Below are 26,354 nucleotides of genomic sequence, written 5' to 3'. Positions count from 1 at the left end.
TTCAGGGTTCTCGAAAGTCGAGTCGAACGCCCTCTTGTCGGAGACATGAGCGTCACCTTCTCGAGGGGTGACTCGATAGTGACAGCCCCGGTCGTCACCAGTCAAGGAGGTGACTGCATGGAGGAAGCGTGCGAGTCGCGACCGGCCCGGCGGCGGGCAGCAGCCCGGCACCGTCACGGCACAGCCGGCGCATGGCCCACGGTGAGCAGAAGCGCGGCTGTTCCGGCGGCAGGGTGTGTTCAACTGAACTCCCGGCGGTCTTTCTCCATCCCAGCCAGGGCGCGCGGCGCCCGGGAGCGAACGGACAGGAATGGGAACGCACGGCAACGAGGGAGAACGCGTCACGTCACCGTGCCGACGCGGTCCCGGTAGGTCTCGAGAATGCGCAGCCAGACCTCACTGATCGTCGGGAACGCGGGGACGGCGTGCCACAGCCGGTCCACGCGTACCTCACTGGTGATCAGGACGGTCGCCGAGTACAGGAGTTCCTGGGTCCCGGGACCGACGAACGTCACGCCGGCGACAGTGCCGCGATCGGCGTCGATCAGCACGCGCGCCTTGCCGCGGTAGCCATCGGCATACCGGGCCGCGCCGGCGACGCGGCCGATGTCGTAGTCCACCACATCGACCCGGCGCCCAGTGCGCTCCGCGTCCCGGGTCGTGAGTCCCACGCTGGCCACCTCGGGCTGGGTGATGACCACTTGAGGGACTGCGGCGCTGTCGGCCGTCGAGGCATGCGCACCACCGGCCGTCGTCGAGTGGTTCGCCCGGATCGGGGGCGTGCCGGGCGGAGGTCGCGTCACGGTTCGTCCAGGGACGGGCCTTTGGTGACCACCGTTCCACGGTCAGCCGCGTCGGCAACGCCGCCCGGCAGGGAGGCGAGGCCCCGGACTCGTCGGCGCACGGCAGGACGGTACCGACCAGGGCCGCCGTGGCGCGGACCCGCCATGTCTGGACGACCTCGGTGGGCGTCGCCGACTCGCCCGCGGTGACCGAGAGGAAGGGGCCCGCTCTGCCCCACCTCGTCCAGCGACCGGGGGAGAGTGGTACGACGGCCCGAGTCGCTGTGGTGTTCACGTGCCCCAATGGCGTCCGGCCTCGAGGCCTGGACGATCAGCATGCGGTTACCGGCCTCCGTGACCGGGACCGCCTCCGAAGGCGAGGCGACCGTCCGGAGAACGAGCGTGCCGGCGGTGCGCAGCACCGTGATGACAGCCGGGTCCGGGACGGCGAAGGTGAGGCCGACCACCGGAACCGGCAGCGGATGGGACAGCGACGACTTGATCGCGTCGAACCAGTGGCAGGTTCGCCCCGAACGGAACGCCTGTGCAGTGCACCTGCTCGATGTCCTCGGCCAGTGAGTCGACGTCCTTGTATAACCACCGCAAGGCAGCCCAGGCCGCCCGTCCATGCCGCGGCGACGACCCGGGCGGCGGTGCTCGGGCCCAAGGATCAGTGCCCTGCTGTCTGGCCACCGTCGACGGGCAGGATCACACCGGTGACGAACGGAGCGTTCTCCAGGTAGATCACCGCATCGGCGATGTCACTGACCTCCCCCAGACGGCCCATCGGGTGCAACGCGGCGAGCGCTTCGTGGTTCTCCTCAGGGTGCATGGGAGTCTTGATCGTGCCCAGCGCCACCGCGTTGGCGCGAATGCCGCGGGAGGCGTACTCGATGGCCAGCGCCTTGGTGGCAGCCTGCAGCCCGCCCTTGGTCAGGGACGCGAGGACGGACGGCACTGCCGAGTTGGGATGTTCGACCAGACTGGTCGTGATCTGGACGATGTGCCCGCCCCCCTGCTTCAGCATCTGCGCGACCGCGAGCTGGCTGATGCGGAAAAAGCCGTTGACGTTCACTCCCAGCACCGCGTCGTAGTCGTCCTCGGTGAAGTCGGTGAACGGCTTGGAAATGAAGATCCCCGCGTTGTTGACGAGCGTGTCGATACGGCCGAACCGGTCCACGCATGCAGCAATTACGCGCTCGGCGGTGGCACGGTCGGAGATGTCCCCCTGGATGGTGAGGACATCGGCGTCCTGCGACGGGGCGATGCTGCGGGAAGTGGCGACGACGGCATATCCCAGCTTTCGGTAGGCGGTGACGAGTCCGGCTCCGATGCCCTGCGACGCGCCGGTGATGACGGCGACCTTGTGTCCCTGGTTGCTCATGATGACTTTTCCGATCGTGTGAGACGGATCCAGCCGAACTAGCCGACCCTCGAATACATGCAATGTAGACGACCGGTCTATTCGAGTCAATCGTCCAGCGTCGGCGCGGCCCGAGTCGTGCGATGCGCCGCGAAGACCTGGTCGGATGAGTGGCGCCTGGTCAAGGCGCCTGAGCTCGCCCCCTGGGAGGCCATCCAGTCGAACCCGGCGTGGGTTGCCAACCATGCCGCGATCGCCGACATTCGTGCTTCACGTCGTCGGCCACCGCTCACGCGGGCCAGGGCACGACACTTCAGGCGTTCTATCCCTCTGTCCACCACTTCGCAGGCATCGTGGTCGCCCCCGGTTTCACCGACCCGGTCAAGTTCGCGGACGGCAACCCCTACGGCACGTCTCATGTGGACGGGCAGGGCACCCTGCCGGCGCGTGCTGCCGAGCAGAGCGTGGTGGCAGTCTGAAGTCGCGCCCGCGGGGTGATGGCGATCGGCGACTCCTGGACCGAGTTCGCCGTGCATCTGGGCGTTCGTATCACTGACCCCTCGGCCTCCATCGAAGGCCGAGGGTCGGTCATGCGCGGGTGGGATGACCTGTCGGGTGTCGTCAGGCAAACCTGACGTCTTCGATGTCGATGGTGACGAGTTCGATGTCGCGCAAGACCGCCCCGTCTTCCCTGAGCCGGTAGACGCGGCGTCTGGTCGGATTCAGGATGCCCCCGAAGGCCGCGTGGTCGAAGGCGTAGTGTGCGGCCGGTCCGGCGGGCGATAGCGGTCCAGGCCGCCGTGCGCGTTGATGACATGGGTCGTGAGATCGCTCATGACAAGGTCCTTTCTGCTCGTTGCCCCAGTGCCGGGGGATGGCCGGACTAGGGGTCGCCGCTTCCCGATTTCTATAATGACCGGTCGTCTTAAAGCCGGCAAGCTCGTCGCCTGCGTGACAGTCCACATCCCGCTGCTTCCCGGTAACGGACTGCCGCTTTCGCTTCGGCGCAGAGGCGCTGAGTAGGGGTTCGTTTTGCTAGGATCCAAAGTGACCAATCGTCTTATGCTGTAAGCTGACCATCCACTCTTCTACGGAGGAAGGATCCCGGTGCCCAAGGCCAGCCTGCGTGAGAATCTCATCGCTGCGGCGGTTCAGCAGTTCCATGCCCACGGTTACGCGGCGACGGGCGTGAAGGACATCACCGACGCCGCCGGCGCTCCGAAGGGGTCCTTCTACAACCACTTCCCGAGTAAGGAAGCCCTGGCGGTCGTGGCCCTGGAGCGTTATGGGGAAACCATGCGGCTGGAGCACCTCCGCGACTCCTCGGTCGCGCCGCTCACCCGGCTGCGGGAGCACTTCGAGTCCCTGCGTGACGCCAACGTCCGGACGGAATTCAACCGGGGCTGCCTCGTGGGCGACCTTACCGTCGAGGTCGCAGATCACAGCGACTCCGTACGGGCGACAGTGCGCGACAGCTTCCAGGCTTGGAGTGACGCGCTCGCCCTCGCCATCGCCGACGCCCAGGAGGCAGGGGATGTCGCGAAGACCCTCGACGCCTCCACCCTGGCGCGCTTCGTGCTGAGCGCTTGGGAAGGCGCATTGATCTCCGCTCGAGCAGATCGCTCGGCTCGAGCGTTCGAAGCCTTTTTCACTGTCGTCTTCGGTGTGCTGTTGCGGTGAGCTGGGGGCCGGGAACGGCGCCGGTTCACTTGCGGTGCGGCAATCATCCCCGGAGGGCGGCCGTCGGTGAGCTTCGTTGCGGCAGGACAGACCCGATCGCCCGGCTACGGATCTGTTCCAGTGCTGCGGCATCGCGCAATCGTCGGTGATCTTCCGTAGGGGGCCGGCCGGACAGCTGGTCGCGCGCTATGCCCTCCAAACGGGATCCCGCATTGCAGCTGATACTTCATGCCGGGATACCTTGTCGACGGGTGCCGTGTGCCTGCTTGGGCGTCCCGGCAGGCCGCTGTGGCGCACTGCCACAGTGCCTCTCTGTCCTCGTCGATCGGCAGCGCCCCGTGAATCGCCTCCTGCACGCGGAAACGCTCCTCGTTCCCAAGCCGCGTGCCCACGGGCGAGTGCGTCGAGGACGGCCTCGGGCGTCCGTACACACGTTGCCTGCATGACTGAAGTGCAAGAGGGAGCCAGCCGCCGTCGATCCCCATCACCCTGGCATTTATGAGTACGTGCTCGTATCATGGCCTCGGGAACCACGGAGGAGACCATGACCACTACGCCGCCGAACTTCGCCGAGCGGTGCAACAACCTGGCACTGCGCAAGGCGGCCCGGTACCTGGGCGCGACCTACGACAAGGCGCTGGCCCCGGTCGGACTTCGTGCGACGCAGTTCAGCATCCTGCAGAAGCTCAGCGCGCACGGAGAAATGACGATCACCGCCCTCGCCGACATGATCGCCATGGACCGTACGACGCTGGCCTCGAACCTCAAACCGCTGGCACGGGAAGGTCTGGTGACCGTCGAGCCGTCGCCGACCGACCGCCGGGCGCGCATCGCCGCGATCACGCCGGAAGGCCGAACGCGGATGAGTCAGGCGGTCCTCCTGTGGAAGGACGTCCAGGCCCAGTTCGAGCAAGCCTTTGGCCCCGAGGACGCTGCCCGCCTGCGCACATCCCTCGCAGTCGTACTCGACACCGGCTTCACGCCCTGGGCCGAGTAGGCATCACCGCTGGGCTCGGATCCGGCCCCTGGTGGACGGGCCGACCGAGGTCGACGAACACCACGCATCCGGGGCTGTCAGCCCCGCACGATGGGCAGGTCCAGCGAGACTGTCTTGCCCCGGCCGTTGGGGGAGCTGTTCCATGTCGCCCCAGGGCCTCCACGATGAGCAGGCCACGGCCGTGCTCGGCGTCCGCCTTCTCTTCCTCGGACAGAGCCAACGGCGACGGAACGGGCGGGTTGCTGTCGGAGTCTCGCACCTCCAGCCGCAAGTGATCATCGAAGGCTCGCAGGCGGATGTCGACATCACTGCCCGCGTGGATGAGGGCGTTCGTCACAATCTCGATCGCGACGAGCTGGAAAGTGTCCGACATCTCTGCCAGCGACCACGCACGCAACCGGTCGTCCGCGACGTCGCGGGCCGTCTTGACTCCGTGAAGGTCACGACGCTGAATGTGCAGATTCCCTCTTCGCGGTGCACCGTCGCCGTCCGCACCTTCATAGCGCGCCAGGAGCAGCACCGCGTCGTCGCCTCGCTCATGGGGGCCCGACTCGTCGGCGATGAGGCGATCGGCCAGGTGCTCCAGATCGCCGCCATGACCGTTCCCGGCAGAGAGCAGCGCCCTGTCGGACAGAATGGAGCGCAGCTCCCATTTGCGGGACGGCAAGTGCGATCCGCGCGGCTCGTGTCCGGGGCCGGGCCGGCTTCAGGGGCCCGGTGGGACTGAGCTGCGGTTCCAGGCAAGGCGGGTGCACCTGCCGGGCTCGGGGCTGATACTCGGTCGGCTGCCCCACCATTCCCGTGAGCGGCACAAGCGTTTCCCGTAAGCAGCACGGGCCGGCACTCGCCGCAGCAACCCCCGCCGATCAGGTGAGGTGTACCGGCACCCACAGTCGGTTCGGGACGGGGCCCTGAGCAAGGTCGGGCGAAGAGACGTCGCTTCGTCAGGTGGCCGTGCCGGGGCCGCGCCGACGTGCCCGGTAAGCGCGCAGATTCGCGGCGTTGCCGCAGACCTTCACGTTGTGCCAGACCCCGCTGTTGTTCCGGGAGCGATCGTAGAACGCCACCGCACACCGTGGGTTGCGGCAGGCCTTGATCCGGCACCACGAGCCGTCCAGTTGAGCCTTGAACACCTCTACGGTGGCCAGTGAGGCCACTTTCCTCCAGCCGGAACCGCGGGGGACAGCCTGTATACGGCCGGAGTCGTCCCACTGCATGCTCACGGGCACCGCAGGCAGTGTCGCGGCACCGGCACCACCGTTCTCCTGCTCGCCCGCACTGGTGGCTGCGGCGGCGTGACGCAGGTCCTCCCGGAAGTCGCGCAGCCGGTCGAGGTCGTCCTGTTCCAGGGTGACGGCAAGGGGAGCCGCCGCGGTCGCATGCGCCCAGTCGGACAGTGCGCCGTCCAGCCACTCCTGGGCGGTGGACAGGTCGGCGAGGAGATCCTCACGGCGCGGCTTGCCCGCGGCGATCGTGTCCATGAACTCCTGCACGAACGCCAGCCCGTCGGGTGCCGGGTCCACTCCGTACCGGGCAAGGGCTGCCCACGTCACGCTCTCCCTCCCTCCGACAGGAAATAAGCTTCCGCGCTTCGCATCTTACCCCGAGCGCGGTACAGGGTACATAATTGCCCGCGGTGGGGGGAGTGCCGGCAGGACCGACTCGCACCGCCGCAGGTCGCCCCCGCGGTACGGCGAAGCCCGTTGCCGGGGCATCACCGGTTCGGATTGGCGCTGTCCGCCTGCCGCCCCTGTCGCGGCCCCGGAGCTATGAGCATGGGTGAACACGCGCCGGTAGGTTCGACCGCGTCGGGCGGGCGCGAACGTGAGGGAGCAACCGATCACAGTGGCCACCGAGCGAGCCGTACTGGCGGGCGGGTGTCATCGGGGCATGCAGGACCTGCATACGCAAGCAGCCGGGGGTCGTCTCCACGCGTGTCGGATACAGCGGCGGTGACACGCCGAACGCAACCTATCGCAACCACTTAGCGCCTACGGCGCCGGGCGGAGCACCAGTCGGCGACCGTCCACCGGCACGGCGGCCATGGTCAGACAGTGACGGCCGCCGCGATCTTGAAGCCCTGGCACCGCTCATGTCTCACCTCACGGATGCGCACGACATCCACGGCGCCCGCTCGGGTCACGTCGGCTTTGGTCACCGGCCAGGCAGACGTTGCGTGATCTCCTGGAGCACCCAGCCGTTGCCGTCCGGATCGCTGAACGTGACGTAAGAGGCGTAGGAGGTGCGGTCGGGGTGTGGGCCGGAGAGCCGCTCCTGGCCCTCGAGGTTGTGCTGGACGTCTCCGCCCTCGTGGCCATGGTGCAGGAGTCCACCCGCGTCGTGGAACACTTCGCTGACGTCGATGCCGCGGCCGGCGAGCTCGTCGCGTGCCTCTTCGATGTCGGAGACGATGAGGTACAGGCCCTGCAGTGAACCCGGCTCGGCGGACGTGAGTCCCTTGCCGAAGATGATCGAGCACCCCGAGCCGGGCGGCGTGAAGTGCACGGCCCGGAATTGTTCACTGGGAGCCTTGTCCAGATCCAGACGGAACCCCGCCTTCTCGTAGAAGGCCTTCGCGCGGTCCACGTCGGCGACTGGCAGGACGAGCAGTTCGAGTTTCATATCCATTCTTTCATTCAGCTTCACCAATTGGGGTTCCGCAACGCGACGGCTGCCGGTGTGGGCCGGTGCCCAGGGGTGTTCCCCGCTGGGCAATGTCGGTCAAGAGGTCCGCGCGGCGACCGGTCGTGGGGGATGGGGGAGTGGGCTGCGGTGGGAGTCCGGTGGTGGGCGTCTGCGGTGAGCGGATTGGCTCCGGCTCAAGGGCCCCGCTTGCCGTCGGCCAGATACGAGCATATGCTCCTATTGGCGAGGGTGCCCAGCGGCACGCTGGGTCCAGTCGGCCGAAAGGGCCGTGCTTACCCGCCACCTCATGCCCGCACCCGGACGGGGGCGGCACCATCAGCTTGCGTTTGGTGACGCATTGCCATCAGGAGCACATCATGACCGTAGTGAAGGCCGCAGCAGTTCAGATCAGCCCCGTGCTCTACAGCCGTGCCGGCACGGTTGAGCGGGTCGTGGACAAGATCCGTGAACTGGGAGGGAAGGGAGTGCAGTTCGCCGTCTTCCCCGAGACCGTCGTCCCGTACTACCCGTACTTCTCTTTCGTGCAGCCGCCGTACGCCATGGCCAGGGAGCACCTGCGGCTGCTCGAGGAGGCGGTGGTCGTACCGTCCGCCGAGACGAACGCGATCGCCGAGGCCGCCCGGGCGGCTCACATGGTGGTCTCGATCGGGGTGAATGAGCGTGACGGCGGCACCCTCTACAACACGCAGCTGTTGTTCGATGCGGACGGTACGCTGATCCAGCGCCGTCGCAAGATCACCCCGACCTACCACGAGCGCATGATCTGGGGCCAGGGCGACGGTTCGGGCCTGCGCGCGGTGGACAGCGCGGTCGGCCGCATCGGCCAACTCGCATGCTGGGAGCACTACCTGCCGCTGGCGCGCTACTCGCTGATCGCCGAAGGCGAGCAGATCCACGCCGCGATGTATCCGGGCGCTTTCGGCGGGCCGCTGTTCGCCGGGCAGATCGAGGTCAACATCCGCCAGCACGCGCTGGAGTCGGCCTGTTTCGTGGTGAACGCCACCGCCTGGCTCGACGACGACCAGCGGGCGCAGATCGCCCAGGACACCGGCGGCCCCGTCGGCGCGGTTTCCGGGGGCTTCTTCACGGCCATCGTCGATCCCGAGGGCCGCGTGATCGGCGAGCCGCTCACCTCCGGCGAAGGTGAAGTCATCGCCGACCTGGACTTCGAGCTGATCGACCGGCGCAAGCGCCTCATGGACGCGCGCGGCCACTACAGTCGCCCGGAACTGCTCAGCCTGCAGATCGACCGCACACCGACGGCCCACCTCCACGAGCGCGACAGCCACGCACAGTTCGCCCCGCACCGGACGATCGAGGAAGGCCTCTCCACGGAGACCCACTGAGCCGCTGGTGGCAGGCTGCCGGCCGACGACACACGCAACCGGACCGAAGCCGTGCGCGCACAGCCTTGCCACCGGACAGCCGCTCCCCGGTGCGGATGCGGCAGGAGCGGCACCGTGCACGATGGCCGGAGGGCGTACGCAGCAACATCTGGGCTGACCCCAAGAGCGGACGCGGAAGGGGACCGACGTGGACGAGCTGCTCACCAAGGCCATTGAAGCGCATGGCGGGATCACCCGCTGGCAGGAGCTGACCCAGGTGTCGTCCGAGTGGTCGCCACCGTGCTCCGTGACCCGGCGTCGCACATCGGCAGGGTCTATGAGCTGACCGGACCGCGCTCGGTCGACATGACGGAGATGGCCGAGGAGTTCTCACGTGCGCTGGGAAGGCCGGTGTCCTATGTGGACGTGCCGCTGGACCGGTGGCATGCCGAGGCACTCGCCAAGGTGGGCCGGCCCCCGCACATCGAGCAGCACGTCCTCACCATGACCTGGCCGCACCGACAGAACCGCTACCGCACGACCGACGACGTCGAGCGGGTGACGGGTGTTCCTGCCCAGACGATTGAGGCGTTCGTGGCCGCCCGCAGGGACTTCTACCTGGGGTGATGCTTCCCCAAGGTCCGGTCAGCTTGGTTGCCGGCGAGAGCGACGGGGCCGGCACTCCCCGCCGTCAAGCCAGGTCCGCCGGCCATGAGCCGCGCACCCGCAAACACGGTCCCGCCGACGCTTGGCTGATCGTCTACAACGCACGCTCCACATCACATACTTGCGAAGGAATGACAGAAGATGACCACAGCACTGGGAACCGCCCTCATCACAGGTGCTTCCTCCGGAATCGGTGCGGTGTACGCCGACCGGCTGGCCCGCCGCGGCCATGATCTGATCCTGGTGGCGCGCAACCGCGAAAGGCTCCAGACCGTGGCTGAGCGGCTCACCACGCAGACCGGTCGCTCGGTGGAGACCTTGGTCGCGGACCTCGGGCGAGCCGAGGACCTGCGTCGCGTCGAGCAGATACTCCGTTCGAAGTCGGACATCTCGGTTCTGGTCAACAATGCCGGGGTCGGTTCGGTGACACCGTTGGTGGACTCCGACGTGGACGCGATGGAGGCCATGATCCACCTGAACGCGACCGCGCTGACCCGGCTCACCTACGCCTACGCGCCCGGTGCGGTGCTCCGCAAGGGCACCGTGATCAATATCGCGTCGATCGTCGCCGTCGTCCCCGAGCTGCTCAACGGCGTCTACGGCGCATCGAAGGCGTTCGTTCTTGCCTTCAGCCAGTCGCTCCACCGTGAGCTGGGCGAGAAGGGGCTCCGTGTGCAGGTCGTGCTGCCCGGAGCCACGGCGACGGACTTCTGGGAAATAGCCGGCGCTCCGGTGGAGAGCCTTCCCCAGGAGTGGGTCATGACTGCCGAGGACATGGTCGACGCCGCACTGGCGGGACTCGACCAGGGCGAAGTGGTGACCCTTCCGGCACTGCCCGACGTCACGCTGTGGGACACCTACCAGAGCGCGCGTCAGACGCTGAGCGGCAACCTGTCCAGCTCCCGGCCCGCCGAGCGTTACGTGCGCGCCTTTTCCTCCCAGCCCACCGGGCACACTTCGAACGAGGCCGGAGCTGGCCGTGCTGGAGACGTGACGCGGTCCTGACCGCGCCTCGGCGTGTACGCCCCCTACGCCGAGCACGTCGGCCACCCGAAGGAACGCCGGCGATCGGCAAGTCTGCGTAGCGGGGGGCGGGCACCTGTGGTTGTCGAGTGCAGGTAGGTCTTCAACCACACGGCAGCCGTGTGGTGTGAGCGGGAATCAGGGTGCCGTCCACGAACAGCATCGTGTCCCTCGGGTGCCCAGGGCCTGTTGCAAGTCCCGCGCGGAGGCGGGACTTGCAACAGGCCCTGGGCCGAAGCGTGGGCGCTGACCGGGGGTGGTCGACCGTACGCCCCGTCGGTGCGGCATGATCGCGCACCGTCCGGCCATCGGGTCCCGGCACTCGCACACTGCCCCGGCCCGCCAGCCACTCGCTCGGGATCGAAGGGCAGCTCGGCCGCAGGGCAGGCTGTCCGCCTCGACCGGTGCCCTCAACGCCCGCGGTCGCCGAGGCAGTGAGGACACATCCGTCGCTGCCGCTCCTGGGCACGGGATACGCCATTGGCTGCCCGTGCCCACCATGTTTACTGCTGCGTTCACTGCTGCACCACCGCAGCCACCCGGTCGGCCCGTCAGGCAGCCGCCGCGCAGTGCCGCCCGTACACGCAACGGCACCCCCGGTGTCGGAGAACGTTCTCATCGCCGACGCCTGGTACCGCGCGCCCCCCGCATTGCCCCATCGCCCTACCGGTAGCTTGCTCGGCAGGGCACGGTAAATCGAAGGCAATCGGATCCCGAATGCGACGGTGGCACCACCCTGCTGGGGCGGTGCCACCGTCGCAATCGGATCCCGAATGCGACGGTGGCACCACCCTGCTGGGGCGGTGCCACCGCGCAGCCGTCCTGGGCCGCATGAACCGGTGGTTGCTACTTCGTCGTGCCCCAAAGCTGGCTGGCGGGCACGTGGGACGGGTTGCCCATCAGCCTGGCGACCCGGATCTGCGTGGGCACCGTTCGGTGACCGTCACGCCAGTGGCCGCCGTGCTCGTACGAGCCATGGCGGAAGGTCATCGCATAGGGGTGGGTGTAGTTCGTGGTCGAGCCGCTGACCAGCGGGAAGTGTCCCTGGGAGGCGGTCGAGGGTGAATCCTTGGTGTCGATGATCCAGACGGTCTGGGCGGACACGCCGCACTTCTGCAGGGTGAGGCCCTCGTTCTGGTAGGCGATCTCAGACAGGCCCGCGCACAGGCCTGTGCGCTTGCCGTGCGGCGCGTACTCGACTTCCACCGCACGCAGGCGGCCGTAGTGCTTGTTCACCTCCGCGGACACGAGGCCGTCCTTGTAGAAGTCGGACACCAGGCCCGCCCGATGACCGACGATGTCCCCGGCCGGGTCGGTCGTGCTGACGGGGTACATCGCGGTGGGCTGGCCGACGCCGGCCACCCCCCGATACACGGTCTCGACCAGGTTGGGATGCTCTGCTGTGCCGTACTTGGCGCTGTAGATCTTGATGCAGCTGTCGCCGCACTCTGCGGTGGCCGCGTTGGCGGAAAGCGTTTCTGCTGCAGTGAGGCCGCCGACCATGGTCACGACGGCGGCTGCGGCGAACACTCTTTTCTTGACAGGCATGAGCATAAGGACTCCCGTGAGAGGAGAGCAGCTGCGCTCTGTTGCTGCTCTGGGGGGACAGGGTTCGAGTACCGCTTCCGCGGGGCAGGCACCAGCTCAGCCGCTGCCTGCCCCGCTTTTGCCGGGGACATCGGATTGGCCTCTGCCGAGGACATCGGATTGCCGCACGTGCGCGGTCGTCTCGCTTCTCGGCGGACGGCCGCATCACGGAGCTGTGGGCGCGGAGGAAGACTCCTCCCGGCAAAGAGGAGGCTCCTCGCCGACGGCCAGATAAGAGCATATGCTCCTATCTGCCCCGGAGGCAAGGTCGGATTGCGCGGGCTCCCGCGCTGTGTGCGCTCCTCGGCCAGGCAGACGCCGCTCAGCGTGATCGACTTCGGGGAGTGGGCCAGTTCCCCCGCCCGCTGCCCGCGCTGGGAGGCGACCAGGACCGCGTCACGCAGATTTCTGAGTACGCGGCGGATGACGACGGGATTGGTGTTGACGCTCTCGGCGATCTCGTCGCTGACGACGATGCCGTCAGGACGCCTGGGGCAGGCCAGTATCCGGGTCAATGCGTGCGGGGCCACGGTCATGCGGCGTTGGCAGTCATGAATCCCACCTCTGCAGTCCCACCTCTGCTCCGGTCGGCGTTTCGCCATCGCAACAGATACTGATACGACAGAGGCTATTGCGTCAAGCCTCTGTCGTTGAGGTACGACAGGGCCGAGGTCGGAGGGGTGTACTCAGCCAGTGCGCATGTAGCAGTGCCAAGCTCGCAGAACGCAGCACGCGGTGCCCTGCCACGCCAGACCGCACGCTGATGCGGGGCGGCTGATGCGGGACGACAGTCCAGCCCAGGGGCTAGCAACTACCCCAGGATTGCCGTGTGACAGGCTCCGCTCAGACACCGCCGTCTGCCGCATGCTCGGCCGCGTAGCAGACTCCGCATGTCAGCCGCCTGGCTTCGGGTGCGGGGGCAGAAGAGCCGGGCATGCCAGGAAGCTCTTGTTCGGCGCCCGGTTCGGGAGTTCGCCCCACGCCCGGTCAGGTGGCAGGCGCGTAGAACACATATGTCGCCGAGTAGGGCACGCCGAGCTGAGACCCCGAGGTACAGCTCCCCGTGGGCTGGACACCGCCGCGGGTCTGCAGTCGCTGGACGTAGGAGACGGAGCCGAACATGCCGTCACCGCGCGTGGCGGTGGCCTTCAGTAGCAGTTCGGGTACGGCGTTCTCGTGAGGGACGCTGGCGCCGGGCACCGCGGCCGCGTTGACTGCACTGCCGTCCACCGTGGAGATCCACACCGGGCCCCGCGAGTGCAGAGCGACCGTGTGCCGTCCGCCGTCGTGCCGCTTCCAGAGCGTGGCTGCCGGCTCGAGAAACGCCCACGCGCCGTTGGTGCAGGTGTAGGTCTGCACACCAGCGGCTTCGAGCGATGCAATCCTCCTGTTGCCGTCTGGGACGCGCAGTTGTGGGGGGATCGGTGCGGGTGCCGACCGCCGAGCGGCGTTGCTGCTGCCGTCGAAGGCATGGCCGACGGTGGCCGCGCTGAGAACCGCTGCGGCGGCTGTCATGACACATCCGGCTGTCAGAGCGGCGCGTTTGCTCAGGTGCATGAAGAGGACTCCGTGTCTGGAAGGAAGGGGGAGGAACGCGGTCCTGGCTGAGACGCGAGGCGTCACCCGAGTTCCCTGCACGGGACAGTACGTGCCGAGGGCGTGGGGCAACTCAACTGCCGGGCCTCGGTAACCAGTTCGTAAGAAGCGTGTGCGCGGTTCCTTTCGGCCCGCCGGATCCGCGGAACGAGAGCGGACGGCTGGCCCGCGACGCCTCACTTCGTGCCGACCGTCCGCAGGGCCGCGAGGACGAGGGTGCGGGTCACGGTGACGACCTCGCGGACTCGGACCTGCTCGCGAGGGCCATGGGCCAGCCGTACGTCCCCTGGACCGAAGTGCAGCGTCGGTATACCCGCGGCGGAGTACAGCCGTAGGTCACTGCCGTACGGCGCACCGCGTTCCCGCAACGGGGGTCCGCCCACGGCGTCGTTGTACGCGTTGTGCACCATGTGCAGCAGCGGGCTCCGGCGTGGCGGGTGCTGCCGTGGGTGGCCTGTCCGCTCACCTCGATGCGGAAGGCCAGCGCGCCCGCGTTGGCGGTCACCAGGGTGCCGCTGGTCGGCTCGGTGATGATGCAGGCGTCGCCGGTGTGGCCGCGGTGCAGCGTGTCGAACGCACCCAGGCCACCGTCCTCCTTGCTCACCACGAAGTGCGCTGCCACACGCCCACGCAGCCTGGCGCCGCAGGAGCGCATGGCGGCCAGGGCGGCCAGGTTGGCGACCACCCCGGCCTTCATGTCGCAAGCGCCCCGGCCATACACGACACCGCCGACGGCCCGAGGTGCGAACGGATTGCTCTCCCACTGAAGCTCCGCCATCTTGAAGTGGCTGGTCAGCGGGGTGGCGTGACCCCGTTTCGGGGTGCTCGTGCCGGTCGTGGGCGGCAGTCTGTGGTGTAGATCGTCTGGCGAGGCGGTTTTGCCGATGAGTTCACCGTCCTCGAACGGTCTACCCAGCGACACGACCGTTCTCGACAGGAGTGCCATGTCCACCATCCAGCCAGTGATCTTGACTGCCGACCACGACCTCCTGCTCGGCTTCTATACGAAATTGTTCGGCGCGGAGGAGATCTTCCGGGTACCGGAGGAAGGCCCGGTCTTCTACCTCGGCTTGCGTATCGGCGACACCGACCTCGGGCTGGTGGCCAAGGCGAACCCGGGGGGCCGGGAGGCGTCGCGGATCCTGCTCAGCATCGGTGTCGAAGACGTCGATAAGACGCTCGGCCGGGTAACGGCGCTGGGCGGCTCGGTCCGCGGCGGCCCCAACGACATGCCGTGGGGACAACGCGTCGCCCACATCCAGGACCCCGACGGCAACCCGGTGAACCTCACCCAGCCGATCCCGGTTCAGTGACGCTGTTCCGGGTGCTTGTGCTGGTCGTGGGCTGCCTGCGGTAGACATCATTTGCCGGTAGTGGCCTCGATGTTCGCCAGGGCGAGCAGCGCGCGAAGCAGGTGGGCGGCGCGGACGATGCAACGGCGGGTGCGGCCGTCCTCGGGCGCGGTGGGAACTCAACGGACCCCGCGACGAAAGGAGCGTTCGGGAGGTGGAGAATCTCCGCGGGGCGGACCCGTGCCACGTATAGTCGGCGTGTTGTTGATGGATGCCGATGGCACGCAGGCTGCTGTGCTTGGGCATGCCGGACGCGAGGGTGATCCAGCCGCCCTGCCGTAGTTGGTCGTTGATGTCGAGCTGCTCGTAACCCGGGCGATCCCAGCTGGGTCGGCGATCATCCACATCTGCATGAAGTGCGCGGGGTCGCGGTGTTCCGGGGTGCCGGTGAGCGTCCAGGAGTCGTTGCGATCACTGTGCAGGATCCCGGTGCCAGCACTCATTCGTTGGGCCGGGCCCGGGTAGATGATGCCGTTGTGGCCGGTGGAGTCCTGGTGCACGAGGGCGCCCTCCAGGGCCCAGGCTGCACGTCGACGGCGGCGGCCGGCTCGCCTGAAAGGAGCACGACTGTTGGACGTTCAGCTCAATGACTCAGTCGTGGTCGTGACCGGCGCGTGCGCCGGGACTTTGGTGGGTGAGTGGGTGAGTGGGTGAGTGGGTGAGTGGGTGAGTGGGTGCCAACGTTCGGTCTCGGGCTCGATCTCTCCCGCTACGAGCGGCAGGACGGCACCATCACGGCGGAAGCATCCACGAGCTGGGGGAACGGCAGAAGACCGGCTGAACACGCCTGCGCCCGCCTCTCTGGTGCGTGGGCGGGCGCTTCGCCTGCGTCAGCTGCGCTGCCGGCGGTCGTCGGCCACAAGGGCCACGGTGCCGGCGGCGAGCACGCTTCAGGCGGCCCACAACCACCAGTAGGTGCCGACGCCGATGGTAATGGCGATGGCCGCGACCAGGCTGGACAGGGTGCTGACGGTGAGCGCTCTGAGGGATGTCGGCATCCCGCCTCCTTCGACAACGCCAACCGCGATGGGGGCGCGCGGCGAACTGAAGCCAGTGTGGCACTACTTGGCGGCGGTGCGTTCGAGATGGGCGCTGGCGAGGCGCAGTTGCTCGACCGAATCCTGCGCATTCCCCAGCAGCAGTAGGTGCAGTGGTGGCAGAGCAGGTCCGGCAGCTTCCCGGTGACGTGGTCGTGGTCGACGTGCATGCTCGGTCGCTCGCCGGTGTCTGGCGGCAGAGCCCTCATCCTCCCCCCTGCTCCGCTTCCTTGTCCTTGTATTGCTCGAGCGTGGTGCCGTCCAGGCAGCGAGGGCTCTTGTCGAAGACTTGGGGGTTGTCTCACGTGGCAAGTTTCGCGAGCTTCTTGTAGCAGGTCAGGGCGGCGGCCATGGCCAGGCCTCGGCTCTGCCAGTCGTTGCGGACCACGTACGGGATCTTGAGACCACGAGCAGCCCATGGCAGGCTCATGCCGCATGATCGATGAATTCGCGAAAGACAACCTGCACGAGAGACTGCGGCGGGACCGCAAGGCGCTGCTCTGGAAACTCGACGGCTTGTCCGAATACGACGCCCGCCGACCTTTGACAGCGACCGGGACCAACCTCCTCGGCCTGGTCAAACACGTGGCCACCGTCGAGGCCAGGTACTTCGGCGAGGTCTTCGACCGCCCTTCCCCGGAACCGCTGCCCCGGTGGCAGGACTACAACGGCAGCGATCTGTGGGCGACCGAGGACGAGACTCGCGATCAGATCATCGGGTTCTACCGGCGCACGTGGGAACACTCGGACGCGACGATCAACGAGCTTCCCCTCGACGCCCCCGGCCACGTGCCGTGGTGGCCGGAGCCTTATCCCAACACCAACCTGTTCGCCATCATGGTCCATGTCCTCGGCGAGTCGATCCGGCATGCCGGGCACGCCGATATCCTGCGCGAGGGCCTCGACGGCCGGACCGGGTTGCGCGCCGAACTCGAGAAGCAGATCGACGAGGAAGCCCGTGCAGCCTACTGCGCGAAGATCGAGCAGGCCGCGAGGTCGGCCGCGCCAATCAAGGCGTAGAGGTTGTCTCACGTGACTTGATGTTCGTGCGGCATGATGCCGGTCGTGGGTGCTGATCTATCGAAGCGTCTGGTTCCTGATGAACTCTGGAAGCCGGCCGCCCCGTTGCTGCCGTCGTTCGCTGCTCGTCCGCAAGGTGGTGGGACCCGCTCCGTGTGACGAGCGGGCCGTGTTCACGGCAGTGGTGTACGCGCTGACCAGCGGCTGTGCCTGGCGGCATCTGCCGCCGACGTTCGGCACGTCGCCCGCCACCGCGCATCGCCGCTTCACGGTATGGACCGAGGCCGGCCTGTGGCGTCAGCTGCACCGGGCGATGCTGGACGAACTCGGGGCCCGGGGCGAGGTGGACTGGACCTCGGCGATCGTCGACGCGGCCTCCGTTCGCGCCAAAAGGGGGGATCGCTGACCGGGCCGAACCCGGTCGATCGCGGCAAGAAGGGCAGCAAGCTGCACGTGCTGTCCGATGCCCAGGGCATCCCGCTCGCCGTCGCCGTGTCCGGCGCGAACATGCACGACAGCCTCGCCCTCAAGCCGCTCATCCGCGGCATACCCGCCGTCCGGCCCCGCCGGGGACCACGGCGGCGCCGACCCGTCACCCCTGGACTGCACACCGGGTCAAACGACCAACTGATCCACGGGACACTGCCTAGTGGTCGTGGGCGGTCAGTGCGCGCATGACCGGCCGGCCGCGTATGTGGCTCCACTCGTCAGGCCGGCCCCCTTGGAATCGATCATCCAGGGAACCGGGAGGCGGTCTACCGGCGGACCGCCGAGATCAGTCCCCCGGGCCGCTCCTCGCGCTGGGGCGGGGTGCTGATCGGGCGGCCGTAGGCGGCGGCGCGTTCGCGCAGGGTGTGGCAGCTGGCATCCCAGCCGTGCCCGGCCAGCCAGCCCACCGGGTCGTCGGGCATCTCCGAGACCCACATGGACGCCGCCGATCCCGGCACGGCGTCCGCGCCGAAGCGCTCGATCACGCCGCGCGAGCCCAACGTCAGCCCCATCCGACTGCCTGCCGCCGACTGCGCGCTGATCCGGGCCAGCAGCAGCTCCACCGCGTCCTCGGGCAGATAGATCAGCAGTCCTTCGGCGATCCACACGGTCGGCAGCGCCGGGTCGTGCCCTGCGGCGGCCAGCGCGCCTGGCCAGTCCTCACGCAGATCCACCGCGACGGTGATCCGCTCGCAGCGTGGGACGGCACGCTCCTGGCGCAGCACCGAAGCCTTGAAGTCCAGTGGCGCGGCGGTGTCGACCTCGAACAGCCGGGTGCCCTCGGGCCAGTTGATCCGGAAGGCCCGGCTGTCCATGCCGGCGCCGAGGAGCACGACCTGCCGGATCCCGGACGCGGAGGCCTGCTGCAACAGGTCGTCGAGGAACTTCGTCCTGATGACGATGGAGAACGCCACGGCCAGCCGGCGGCGACGCGCGGCCTCGTCATCGGGCAGCGGCGGCGAGGAGGGCCCCAGGCCGCCGGCGGTGGCGAAGGCCTGTGCAAGCGGGTCGCGGAACAGCGCGTTCTCCCGCTCGGTCTCCAGCGCCCGCACCCTGGCCACCCCCACCGCCGTGGCCCACACTCCCGACGGCTGCACCCGCTCCTGCTCATCAGTCACCGCGCCAGCCTAGATGATCGATTCCAAGGGGGCCGGATGAATGAAAGCCAGGTTCATGCGCGGCCAGCCGGTCACGCTCGCACTGACCGCCTACGACCACTAAACCCCTTGGAATCGATCATCTAGATCCGCTCACACCATCGATCATGTCGGCTCAACGAGTCGTCCACCAGCTCGTCACCGGTCCCAGATCAGAGACAGGTACGGAGAGGGATCTCGTACTCCTCGAGGTACCGCCTCAGGCGGTACTCCCCGTGTTCGCGCCAGGTAGCCAGGCGGGCGGCCCGCACGCTGATCTGCTGTCTGCGCCGGGAACGGCCGACAAGCTCAAACCCGTCGATTCCATGTGCGTCTCGTGCAGGCGGCGAGGCGGCGAGGCGGCGAGGCGGCGTTGCGGGCGGGGCTGTCCTGTGCCAGGCGAACCTTGATCTTTGTCATCGGAGGCTGACGATCGGTGAGTTCACGCCATCGAAGTGTGAGCGGCACCGAGTGCTGGGCCTCAGCGACGGCCGGTCACTGTCCGGCTATCGTGGCTCCGCGTGACCCATACCGAGATCGAGATCACCGCAGAGCTGGTCCGGGATCTGCTGCACGACCAGCACCCGGACCTGGCCGGCCTTCCCGTGAAGCTCGGCGCGCGTGGCTGGGACAACCAGCTGTGGCGGCTCGGCGACGACCTCGCCGTCCGGCTGCCCTGGGCGACGCTGTCCGCGGACGCGCTGCTGCGCAAAGAACACGCCTGGCTTCCCGCGCTGGCCCCGCGTCTTCCCTTGCCGGTCCCCGTCCCGCAGCGCCTTGGCGAGCCCTCGAAGCGGTTTCCGCGGCCGTGGATTGTCACCACCTGGGTGCCGGGAACGCCCGCCGACCGTGCCCCCGCTACACGCGCTGCTCAGGCGGCCGACACCTTGGCCGCATTCCTGACCGCCCTTCACCGACCCGCCCCCCAAGGGGCGCCGGCCGGCCGGGACCGTGGCGGTCCGCTGGCCGACCGCGCCGAGGGGTTCGCCCAGCAACTGGCCTCGGCCACCGAACTGGGCCTGATCCCCGACCCGGACGCCGTCCGCGCGGTCTGGGAAGACGCCGTCTCCGCGCCCGACTGGACGGGTCCGGCACTGTGGCTTCACGGCGATCTGCATCCGGCCAACGTCCTCACCGCGGACGGCACCTTCTGCGGTGTGATCGACTTCGGCGACCTCTTTGCGGGCGATCCGGCCTGCGACCTCGCCGCCGCGTGGATACTGCTGCCGGACGACGCCGTCGACCGCTTCCACGATGCCTATCAGCCGGCCCCGGACCCGGCGACCCTTCGCCGCGCCCGCGGCTGGGCGGTGTTGAAAGCCCTCGCCTGCATCTTCATCGGCGAGGCAGGCGTCCACGGCCGTCCGGGCGGCAAGCGCACCTGGGGCCCACCCGCCCACGCCGCGCTGCGACGCCTCACCGCGACGATCCACCGCCCCAGTTCCCCAGCACCGAAGAAGTGACCTCCAGCCACTCAAACTCCGAAGACACTGCTCAACCTTCGCTGATCCAGGACAGGGGCGACCCTGCCCGGCCGCGGCGGCTGGGTGTATTGACCCGCAGGGTTGTTTACAGGACGAAGCCCGGGACGCCTGGTCCGGGTCGCTGTGACCAGCATCGCCATCGTCGGAGCCGGCCCCCAGCTGGGCCTGGCCATCGCCCGTACCTTCGGCTCCCAGGGCTTCGACGTCGCCCTCATATCCCGGAACCGCGGCAAGCTCGACGGCCTCGTCGAGCAACTCACCGCGGCAGGCATCACCGCCGCCGCGTTCCCCGCGGACGTATTCGACCGTGACGCCCTCACCCAGGCACTCAAGGACGCCGCCGCGCAGTTCGGCGGTATCGACGTCCTCGAGTACTCCCCGGTGGGAGTGTTCGGCTCTCCGGCCCTGACCGCCCCTACCGAGACGGAGCCGTCCCACGTGCAGCAGCAGATCGAGTTCCAGCTGTACGGGGCGATCGCCGCCACGAAGGCGGTGCTGCCCGCCATGCGCGAGGCGGGAGCGGGCACCCTGCTCTACACCACCGGTGCCGGATCCATCGACCCCGTGCCGTAGATCGCCAACGTCAACGCCGCCGCAGCGGCCCTGCGCAACTGGGTCATCAACCTGCACAAGGAGCTGGAGGGCACCGGCGTCCAGGCCGCGCACGTCGGCATCAACGTGTCCATCGGCGTGCCGGCGGTCCCCGGATTCCCGACAGCCCAGCCCGAGCAGATCTCCCCCGTCTACTGGGACCTGCACACCACCAAGCGTGACCAGGCCGAACTCGTCTTCAACCTCTGACCCGCCTGCGCTCGCCCAGCCCCTGATGCGCCTAAGTCAATTGCCTCTGCGAACGCCTTCCGTACCACCGCCGGGAGCCGGCCGGAGTTGGGCCGTTCGCCGTACTCCCGCCGTCACGGATGCGGCAGCGTGAGGAGACCGCACTGCCCGGGGAGTGGTCGAGGGGGAGCAGTTGCTGCCGCGATGTGGCCGGGCCTCTCGTGGGCGCTCCGCTCAGCGCCGCGCCGTCGTGGTGACCCGTCCGGCGAACCCGCCGCGGGGTCAGCTACGAGGCTTTGCTCTGACCTGCTCGACGATCTCCCGGCACGACGGGCACAGAGGGTTCTCTCGGGTAGGCGCTGTGGCGCGGGGCGCTAGAAGCACTTTGCTGCAGCTCAGCAGCAGTGCCGTCGACACTACGAGCTGCAACACGTGTGGCACCATCGCTGAATCGAGCGAGAATCGACCCTCGACCGGAGAGCGACGGGCCATCGCGATGGCCTTCGCGTACTCGGGCCAGACCCTCGGTCGGGCCGTGTGCGAACGTGGAGTTACTCGGCGACGCGGGCTCGAGCCGGAGGCGGTGGGTGTGGAAGTTCGCCGCGGTCTTCCCGGCATTGGTGGGGGAGGCCGACCCGGCGGGCCGGGCCGGGGGCACCGTCCCGCCGGGCGGCTACCTCGGCCCGCCAGGACTCGCTCGCCATCGGCGGAGGCCGGGGGTGCTGGCAGGCGTAGCGTACCAGCGGACCGGCAAGATCCAGTCGAGGCTCCCGTTCCTCATTTCAGTCCTGAAGCAGGGCGAGCTGGTGCTCGACGGCCTCGGTGATGCGCTTCTCGTCGTCCGTGGCGAGGAGATCGAGCAGGGCGCCTCGCAGTACGGCCAGGGCCAGGGTGCGGCGGGCGGCACCGGCCTCGCTGTCACGTTCGGACGGCGGCTGGCAGCCGGCCAAGGCGCCGAGCCAATCCTCCACCGTCGCACGGGCGAACCCGGTCCAGGCCCCGTCGGGCTCGACGAGGGAGCGCGCGTACGCCTCGGCCCACAGCCGCAGCAGCGGCCGGTGCTCCTTCGCGGCGAGCCACGCCCAGACCTGTTCGACGGCTGGGACCAGCCCGGTGGGGCGATCGGGCTGCCTGGCCCGGTCCAGGAACGCCAGCTCGTCGGCGCGGGCACGCGCCAGCAGCGCCCGCACCAGGCCGTCCTTGCTTCCGAAGAGGAAGATCAGGACCCGCGGGCTGGAGCCGATGGCCTCGGCCAGCGGGCGCAGTGACATGTCGGTCAAGCCATGGGCGAGGGCGTACTCGTACGCCGCTTCCAGCAGCTCGGTCTGCCGGGCGGAGGCGGTTGGCGTTTCGTGAGGCATGTGGCTAGCCTAACGTAACTGAAACAACTGTTTCAGTAGAGAGAGCGATCACGGGGCCAGGAGAGCAGCTCATGTCGCAGCAAGATCAGAAGCAAGTCGTGGTGCGTCGCGCCGACCGTCCTGGCGACCTGGGATGGGTGGTGATGGCCCACGGCGAGAGCTACCACCAGCAGTTCGGCTGGGACACCGACTTCGAGGTCCTGGTCGCCAAGATCGTCGCCGACTATGGCGCCGAGCGCGACCAGGACCGCCAGGCGGCATGGATCGCCGAGGTCGACGGCCGACGCGTGGGCTGCATCTTCCTCGTTGCCGGGGACCAGCCGATGGTGGCCAAGCTGCGGATCCTGCTTGTGACTCCGGAGGGTAGGGGGCTTCGTCTGGGGACGCGCCTGGTCGCGGAGTGCCTGGCCTTCGCGCGTGAGGCCGGCTACGAGCAGGTGACGCTGTGGACCAACGACGTGCTGGTGTCGGCGCGCAAGATCTATCAGAGCTTCGGCTTCACCCTCGCCGACGAGGAGCGCCACCACAGCTACGGCCACGATCTCGTCGGCCAGAACTGGACCCTCGACCTGCACACCGGCGTGGCGGACAGCGACAGCTGACCGACGTGGCGCGGTGACGGCGGGACGTGTCGAGCAATGCGTGGTCCGGGGTCCGCCTTATCGCTGCCGCCCGGAACCGCCTGGCCGCACCTTTCCCGCATCCGGCATCAGCACACCCGCAAACAGGAAGTGCAGGCCACGGAGGCGGGACCATGTTCACTCCTCACGGTGAACGGCCCGACGCCGGGGACAACCGGATGACCACGCTGGCGGCGGCCGGCGATGTGCTTGTACCGCGAGCGCTGACCGCCGTACTCGCCCTGCGGGCCTCACTTGGGTCAGCCCCGCTCGGCCTTCGGTGAGAACGCTCAGGGTTCGGCGACGGAACAACTGCCCTGTGCCACCGAACCTTGAGCGCGTGCCATCGAAGTTTGGGTGGCACGGGGGGTACTTGGTCGTCAAAGGTCGTGGCCGGAGGGCTTGCGAGTGCACCGGACACCTCGCCGGCCTTCAGCTGAGCTGCTCGGCCAGTCCGACGATGATGCCCTCGGGGCCGCGTACGTAGCAGAGCAGATAGCTGTCCTCGAACCGGGCGATCTCGCCGACGAGTTCGGCGCCGTGAGGGAGCAGGCGGGCAACGGTGTCCTCGATGTCGTCGACGGCGAACATGACGCGGTGCGTGCCCAGAACGTTGTGCGGCCGGTTGCGCGGCCCGTCGCTGATCACCGCGGGGTTGCGGTACTTCGCCAGCTCGAGCCGGCTGTGACCGTCCGGGGTCCGGAGCATCGCGATGTCACAGCGGACGCCGTCGAGTCCGGTGCACTGGTCGGCGAAGAGGCCCTCGACCTCTGCCCTGCCCTCGAGTTCCATACCGAGTTCCACGAAGAACGCGATGGCGGCATCCATGTCCTCGACGACGATGCCGACGTTGTCCATCCGCTGAATCGCCATGCTGGTTTCTCCATCTTCCTCGTGCGGCCGGTGGTGGCCGCTGATGTCCCTGGGGCGGAGCCGGTGGCACGCTCTCGACATCCTCCGCCACGGATCTCAGCGAGCGGAGGTCAGCGATCAATCGGAGACGACGATGGCGTCGGGGGTGTTGGGTTGGGGCGGACTCCCGTAAGGGCCACTCTCGGTAGTCGGCGTGCCAACAGGAGCATGCTCGGGATCGTCAAAAGCGCTGCGAGAGCCAGCACCAGCCACGGGACCACAGGGCCCGCGCTGAGTAGGATCGAGAATATGGTTGGCGCCGCCATGGCAGCAACTGTGAACGTGGAAGGGAAGATGGCCAGGTAGCGCCCGCGCACGTCGACCGGGGCCGCGTCCGCAGCCCTCGCGTTGGATACCGGCGAGTGGATCATCTGGGCGGCGGAGTAACACAGCACCGCCAGGACCAGGCAGAGGATCCGCCAGGTTCCGGGCAGAAAGACCGCACTCATCGTGGCCAGAGACCAGCAGGTCCAGAGCAGCCCGGCCAGGCAGAGCGACACGTGTCGGGGCAGCCCACGTTGCAGGCGCACCATCGACGGCATGAGCAGCGCCTGCACGACGGTGTTCATCGCCAACAGCGGCCCAACGATCCAGGTGAGATGCGGCAGTGCCCGGGTGACGAACGGCGCGAACCCGATGCTGAGCGTCACGTTACACAGGGCGAACACCGTGTTGAGGGCGATGAGCATCAGGAATGGCCGGTCTGCCCACAGGACGCGGTACCCACGGGCCTGGCCGGTACTGGCAAGACGCGGCGTGATGACGCGTGGGACGAACTTGGCCAGCAGGACACCGGCGACGATCAGCAGGACGACGTTGCCCGCGATCACCAACTGGTAGAGCCGGGCCGAGTTCACCGCCAGCGCGAGACCGGCTACTGACGCCCCGACCCCGTATCCGACGGCCCGCAGCGCCCACGCCGCGCCCAACCACCGTCTCCGGGCACGCGGATCGGGGTCGTTGTCGAACAGTCCACTGATGAGACCGAAGATCGAAGACCAGAACGCACCATGCCCGAGAGATGCGACAGCGGCGGCGACGAACCTGGTGAACCTGGTGCCCTCGACCGTGCACCGCGTCCTTGCCCGCTACGGACTGGGCCGCCTCGCCCACCTCGACCGGGCCACGGGCCGCGTCATACGCCGCTACGAACGCGACAAGCCCGGCGAGCTGGTCCATGTCGACATCAAGAAGCTCGGCAACATCCCCGACGGTGGCGGCCACAAGGTCCTCGGTGGGCCCGCAGGCCGCAAGAACCGCACCAACGCCGGCTCCAGCTATCTCCACACCGCCGACGACGACCACTCCCGCCTGGCCTACAGCGGAATCCACACCGACGAGAAGAAGGAGACCGCCACCGCCTTCTGGTCCTGGGCACAAGCGTTCTTCGTTCGGGCCGGGATCACCGTCGAGCGGGTGCTGACCGACAACGGCTCCTGCTACCGCTCACGCGACTGGCGCCAGGCGTTGCCAGCGGCCGGGATCACCCACAAGCGGACCCGGCCCTACCGGCCGCAGACCAACGGCAAGGTCGAACGCTTCAACCGCACCCTGCTGGACGAGTGGGCCTACGCCCGCCCCTACCGGTCCGAGACCGAACGGCGCCAGGCGTTCGGCGAGTGGCTGCACACATGATCACGTGATGCCGTGCGGGGTGGCGGCGCACGGGCGGCCACCCCGCGCGGCACGGGCTGTCCGGCCTACGCCTGGCCCGTGCCCCAGCCAAGGTCCACCGGCGTGCTGGTGCCGAGGCCGCTGGTCCTTCCGGGGTAGAGGTGGGCGGTGCCGTCGTTCCACACGGCCGTCAGGTCGGGCAGGCCGTCACCGGTCAGGTCGCCGACCCCGGCCATGGCCTGGACTATGCCCCAGCCGCTCGACAGCTTCTGTCGGACGCCGAGGCCGCTCGCCGCTCCCGGGTACAGGTACAGGTCGCCCGCGGCGTCCACGGCGAGGACGTCCGGTCGGCCGTCGCCGGTGAGGTCCCCGGCGGTGCCGGTGAGCAGCCGCATGCTGTTCCAGTTGGTGCCGATCTGTGCACGGGTGCCGAGGCCGCTGGTCTTTCCGGGGTAGAGGTGGGCGGTGCCGTCGTTCCACACGGCCATCAGGTCGGGCAGGCCGTCACCGGTCAGGTCGCCGACCCCGGTCATCGCCTGGACCACGCCCCAGCCCGAGGACAGCTTCTGACGCGCGCCCAGACCACCCGTCGCTCCCGGGTACAGGTAGAGGTCGCCGGCCGTGTCCACGGCGAGTACGTCCGGTCGGCCGTCGCCGGTGAGGTCGCCGACGCCGGCGAGGAGCCGGATGGTGTCCCAGCCTGAGCCGATCGAGGCGCGGGTGCCGGGCCCCTGCGGGGTGCCGGGGTAGAGGACGAGCTCGCCCGAGGCGCCGCCGTTCTCGGGGACCGCCTGGGGGCGTACGGCGAGCAGCTCGGGCAGGGTGTCGCCGGTGAGGTCGCCGAAGGTGCCGGTCAGGGAGCGCACCGGCACCGCGGGCTTGGG

The 26,354-nt window shown here is 68.5% G+C and carries 28 protein-coding genes and 4 pseudogenes; 16 read left to right on the top strand and 16 right to left on the bottom strand.

Annotated features, from left to right (window positions below):
• Positions 1–341 precede the first annotated feature (341 nt).
• Both ACIRC0_RS24405 and ACIRC0_RS24400 read right to left on the bottom strand, forming a co-directional pair.
• Positions 342–768, bottom strand: a pseudogene (locus ACIRC0_RS24405) (pyridine nucleotide-disulfide oxidoreductase); the annotation flags it as partial.
• A gap of 684 nt (positions 769–1,452) precedes the next feature.
• Positions 1,453–2,166, bottom strand: coding sequence for an SDR family NAD(P)-dependent oxidoreductase (locus ACIRC0_RS24400; protein ID WP_403619181.1), 714 nt, complete (start codon positions 2,164–2,166; stop codon positions 1,453–1,455).
• A 332-nt stretch (positions 2,167–2,498) separates the two neighbouring features.
• On the opposite strand from ACIRC0_RS24400, the gene ACIRC0_RS24395 reads away from it, so the two are divergent.
• The 3 genes from ACIRC0_RS24395 to ACIRC0_RS24385 all read left to right on the top strand — a co-directional run bounded on the left by ACIRC0_RS24395 (position 2,499) and on the right by ACIRC0_RS24385 (position 4,822).
• The gene (locus ACIRC0_RS24395) at positions 2,499–2,624 is read left to right on the top strand and encodes a hypothetical protein (RefSeq protein ID WP_403619178.1); all 126 of its coding nucleotides are present in this window, start codon (positions 2,499–2,501) and stop codon (positions 2,622–2,624) included.
• A 628-nt stretch (positions 2,625–3,252) separates the two neighbouring features.
• Entirely contained in the window at positions 3,253–3,825 is a 573-nt protein-coding gene (locus tag ACIRC0_RS24390) for a TetR family transcriptional regulator C-terminal domain-containing protein (RefSeq protein WP_403619175.1), read from the top strand.
• Between the two features lie 544 nt (positions 3,826–4,369).
• Positions 4,370–4,822: a MarR family winged helix-turn-helix transcriptional regulator gene (locus tag ACIRC0_RS24385; protein WP_403619172.1), complete on the top strand. Its 453-nt coding sequence runs from the start codon at positions 4,370–4,372 to the stop codon at positions 4,820–4,822.
• On the opposite strand, the gene ACIRC0_RS24380 is transcribed toward ACIRC0_RS24385, so the two are convergent.
• Both ACIRC0_RS24380 and ACIRC0_RS24375 read right to left on the bottom strand, forming a co-directional pair.
• The gene (locus ACIRC0_RS24380; protein WP_403619169.1) at positions 4,803–5,489 is read right to left on the bottom strand and encodes an ATP-binding protein; all 687 of its coding nucleotides are present in this window, start codon (positions 5,487–5,489) and stop codon (positions 4,803–4,805) included. The genes ACIRC0_RS24385 and ACIRC0_RS24380 overlap by 20 nt on opposite strands.
• Positions 5,490–5,766: 277 nt before the next feature.
• Positions 5,767–6,375, bottom strand: coding sequence for a CGNR zinc finger domain-containing protein (locus ACIRC0_RS24375; RefSeq protein ID WP_403619166.1), 609 nt, complete (start codon positions 6,373–6,375; stop codon positions 5,767–5,769).
• A gap of 286 nt (positions 6,376–6,661) precedes the next feature.
• On the opposite strand from ACIRC0_RS24375, the pseudogene ACIRC0_RS24370 reads away from it, so the two are divergent.
• Positions 6,662–6,806, top strand: a pseudogene (locus ACIRC0_RS24370) (peptide-methionine (S)-S-oxide reductase); the annotation flags it as partial.
• Positions 6,807–6,976: 170 nt separating this feature from the next.
• Here the strand turns inward: ACIRC0_RS24370 and ACIRC0_RS24365 are convergent.
• The gene (locus ACIRC0_RS24365) at positions 6,977–7,450 is read right to left on the bottom strand and encodes a VOC family protein (RefSeq protein WP_403619163.1); all 474 of its coding nucleotides are present in this window, start codon (positions 7,448–7,450) and stop codon (positions 6,977–6,979) included.
• Positions 7,451–7,824: 374 nt separating this feature from the next.
• Between ACIRC0_RS24365 and ACIRC0_RS24360 the strand changes: the two genes are divergently transcribed.
• The 3 genes from ACIRC0_RS24360 to ACIRC0_RS24350 all read left to right on the top strand — a co-directional run bounded on the left by ACIRC0_RS24360 (position 7,825) and on the right by ACIRC0_RS24350 (position 10,464).
• Positions 7,825–8,814, top strand: a complete 990-nt coding sequence (locus ACIRC0_RS24360) for a nitrilase-related carbon-nitrogen hydrolase (RefSeq protein WP_403619160.1) — start codon at positions 7,825–7,827, stop codon at positions 8,812–8,814.
• A gap of 267 nt (positions 8,815–9,081) precedes the next feature.
• Positions 9,082–9,420, top strand: coding sequence for a hypothetical protein (locus ACIRC0_RS24355; RefSeq protein ID WP_403619157.1), 339 nt, complete (start codon positions 9,082–9,084; stop codon positions 9,418–9,420).
• A gap of 180 nt (positions 9,421–9,600) precedes the next feature.
• Positions 9,601–10,464, top strand: coding sequence for an SDR family NAD(P)-dependent oxidoreductase (locus ACIRC0_RS24350; protein ID WP_403619154.1), 864 nt, complete (start codon positions 9,601–9,603; stop codon positions 10,462–10,464).
• An 864-nt stretch (positions 10,465–11,328) separates the two neighbouring features.
• On the opposite strand, the gene ACIRC0_RS24345 is transcribed toward ACIRC0_RS24350, so the two are convergent.
• The 4 genes and pseudogenes from ACIRC0_RS24345 to ACIRC0_RS24330 all read right to left on the bottom strand — a co-directional run.
• On the bottom strand, positions 11,329–12,030 hold the full coding sequence (locus tag ACIRC0_RS24345) for a hypothetical protein (protein ID WP_403619151.1): 702 nt from the start codon (positions 12,028–12,030) through the stop codon (positions 11,329–11,331).
• The gene (locus ACIRC0_RS24340) at positions 11,988–12,605 is read right to left on the bottom strand and encodes an Rrf2 family transcriptional regulator (protein WP_403619148.1); all 618 of its coding nucleotides are present in this window, start codon (positions 12,603–12,605) and stop codon (positions 11,988–11,990) included. Before ACIRC0_RS24340 ends, ACIRC0_RS24345 begins: the two co-directional genes overlap by 43 nt.
• Before the next feature lie 451 nt (positions 12,606–13,056).
• Positions 13,057–13,584 carry a DUF3455 domain-containing protein gene (locus tag ACIRC0_RS24335; protein ID WP_403619145.1) on the bottom strand — a complete coding sequence of 176 codons (528 nt, stop codon included), beginning with the start codon at positions 13,582–13,584 and terminating at the stop codon, positions 13,057–13,059.
• A gap of 257 nt (positions 13,585–13,841) precedes the next feature.
• Positions 13,842–14,428 (bottom strand): annotated as a pseudogene (locus tag ACIRC0_RS24330) (M20/M25/M40 family metallo-hydrolase); the annotation flags it as partial.
• A 181-nt stretch (positions 14,429–14,609) separates the two neighbouring features.
• Between ACIRC0_RS24330 and ACIRC0_RS24325 the strand changes: the two are divergent.
• Entirely contained in the window at positions 14,610–14,978 is a 369-nt protein-coding gene (locus ACIRC0_RS24325) for a VOC family protein (RefSeq protein WP_403619142.1), read from the top strand.
• A gap of 158 nt (positions 14,979–15,136) precedes the next feature.
• Here ACIRC0_RS24325 and ACIRC0_RS24320 read toward each other — a convergent pair whose 3' ends face one another.
• Positions 15,137–15,517, bottom strand: a complete 381-nt coding sequence (locus ACIRC0_RS24320; protein WP_403619139.1) for a pirin family protein — start codon at positions 15,515–15,517, stop codon at positions 15,137–15,139.
• Positions 15,518–16,355: 838 nt separating this feature from the next.
• Entirely contained in the window at positions 16,356–16,484 is a 129-nt protein-coding gene (locus tag ACIRC0_RS24315) for a hypothetical protein (protein WP_257548903.1), read from the bottom strand.
• A 5-nt stretch (positions 16,485–16,489) separates the two neighbouring features.
• Between ACIRC0_RS24315 and ACIRC0_RS24310 the strand changes: the two genes are divergently transcribed.
• The 3 genes from ACIRC0_RS24310 (at position 16,490) to ACIRC0_RS24300 (ending at position 17,752) form a co-directional block, all read left to right on the top strand.
• The gene (locus ACIRC0_RS24310; protein WP_403619136.1) at positions 16,490–17,074 is read left to right on the top strand and encodes a DinB family protein; all 585 of its coding nucleotides are present in this window, start codon (positions 16,490–16,492) and stop codon (positions 17,072–17,074) included.
• A 79-nt stretch (positions 17,075–17,153) separates the two neighbouring features.
• The gene (locus ACIRC0_RS24305) at positions 17,154–17,480 is read left to right on the top strand and encodes a transposase (RefSeq protein WP_403619133.1); all 327 of its coding nucleotides are present in this window, start codon (positions 17,154–17,156) and stop codon (positions 17,478–17,480) included.
• Positions 17,366–17,752, top strand: a complete 387-nt coding sequence (locus ACIRC0_RS24300; RefSeq protein ID WP_403619130.1) for a transposase — start codon at positions 17,366–17,368, stop codon at positions 17,750–17,752. The genes ACIRC0_RS24305 and ACIRC0_RS24300 overlap by 115 nt, the downstream gene beginning before the upstream one ends.
• Before the next feature lie 77 nt (positions 17,753–17,829).
• Here ACIRC0_RS24300 and ACIRC0_RS24295 read toward each other — a convergent pair whose 3' ends face one another.
• On the bottom strand, positions 17,830–18,645 hold the full coding sequence (locus ACIRC0_RS24295) for a class I SAM-dependent methyltransferase (protein ID WP_403620276.1): 816 nt from the start codon (positions 18,643–18,645) through the stop codon (positions 17,830–17,832).
• A 575-nt stretch (positions 18,646–19,220) separates the two neighbouring features.
• On the opposite strand from ACIRC0_RS24295, the gene ACIRC0_RS24290 reads away from it, so the two are divergent.
• The 3 genes from ACIRC0_RS24290 (at position 19,221) to ACIRC0_RS24280 (ending at position 20,984) form a co-directional block, all read left to right on the top strand.
• Entirely contained in the window at positions 19,221–20,162 is a 942-nt protein-coding gene (locus tag ACIRC0_RS24290; protein ID WP_403619127.1) for an aminoglycoside phosphotransferase family protein, read from the top strand.
• Between the two features lie 144 nt (positions 20,163–20,306).
• A complete protein-coding gene (locus tag ACIRC0_RS24285; protein ID WP_403619124.1) occupies positions 20,307–20,756 on the top strand; it encodes an SDR family NAD(P)-dependent oxidoreductase in 450 nt (149 codons plus the stop codon).
• Between the two features lie 105 nt (positions 20,757–20,861).
• Positions 20,862–20,984, top strand: coding sequence for a hypothetical protein (locus tag ACIRC0_RS24280; protein ID WP_403619121.1), 123 nt, complete (start codon positions 20,862–20,864; stop codon positions 20,982–20,984).
• A 761-nt stretch (positions 20,985–21,745) separates the two neighbouring features.
• Here ACIRC0_RS24280 and ACIRC0_RS24275 read toward each other — a convergent pair.
• Positions 21,746–22,324 carry a TetR/AcrR family transcriptional regulator gene (locus ACIRC0_RS24275; RefSeq protein ID WP_403619118.1) on the bottom strand — a complete coding sequence of 193 codons (579 nt, stop codon included), beginning with the start codon at positions 22,322–22,324 and terminating at the stop codon, positions 21,746–21,748.
• A 71-nt stretch (positions 22,325–22,395) separates the two neighbouring features.
• Between ACIRC0_RS24275 and ACIRC0_RS24270 the strand changes: the two genes are divergently transcribed.
• Positions 22,396–22,926, top strand: coding sequence for a GNAT family N-acetyltransferase (locus ACIRC0_RS24270; RefSeq protein WP_403619115.1), 531 nt, complete (start codon positions 22,396–22,398; stop codon positions 22,924–22,926).
• A gap of 450 nt (positions 22,927–23,376) precedes the next feature.
• Here ACIRC0_RS24270 and ACIRC0_RS24265 read toward each other — a convergent pair whose 3' ends face one another.
• Positions 23,377–23,817 (bottom strand): VOC family protein, encoded by a 441-nt coding sequence (locus ACIRC0_RS24265; protein WP_403619113.1) that lies wholly within the window; start codon positions 23,815–23,817, stop codon positions 23,377–23,379.
• Between the two features lie 110 nt (positions 23,818–23,927).
• Positions 23,928–24,785, bottom strand: coding sequence for a hypothetical protein (locus ACIRC0_RS24260; RefSeq protein ID WP_403619111.1), 858 nt, complete (start codon positions 24,783–24,785; stop codon positions 23,928–23,930).
• A gap of 118 nt (positions 24,786–24,903) precedes the next feature.
• Between ACIRC0_RS24260 and ACIRC0_RS24255 the strand changes: the two are divergent.
• A pseudogene (locus ACIRC0_RS24255) lies at positions 24,904–25,485 on the top strand (IS481 family transposase); the annotation flags it as partial.
• A gap of 71 nt (positions 25,486–25,556) precedes the next feature.
• On the opposite strand, the gene ACIRC0_RS24250 reads toward ACIRC0_RS24255, so the two are convergent.
• On the bottom strand, positions 25,557–26,354 hold a 798-nt coding region (locus ACIRC0_RS24250), incomplete at its 5' end, for an FG-GAP repeat domain-containing protein (RefSeq protein WP_403619108.1).

This window comes from Streptomyces sp. NPDC093984 (assembly GCF_044764595.1).
Classification (GTDB): Bacteria; Actinomycetota; Actinomycetes; order Streptomycetales; family Streptomycetaceae; genus Streptomyces; species Streptomyces cynarae.
This window is presented reverse-complemented; position numbering and strand designations above follow the sequence as displayed.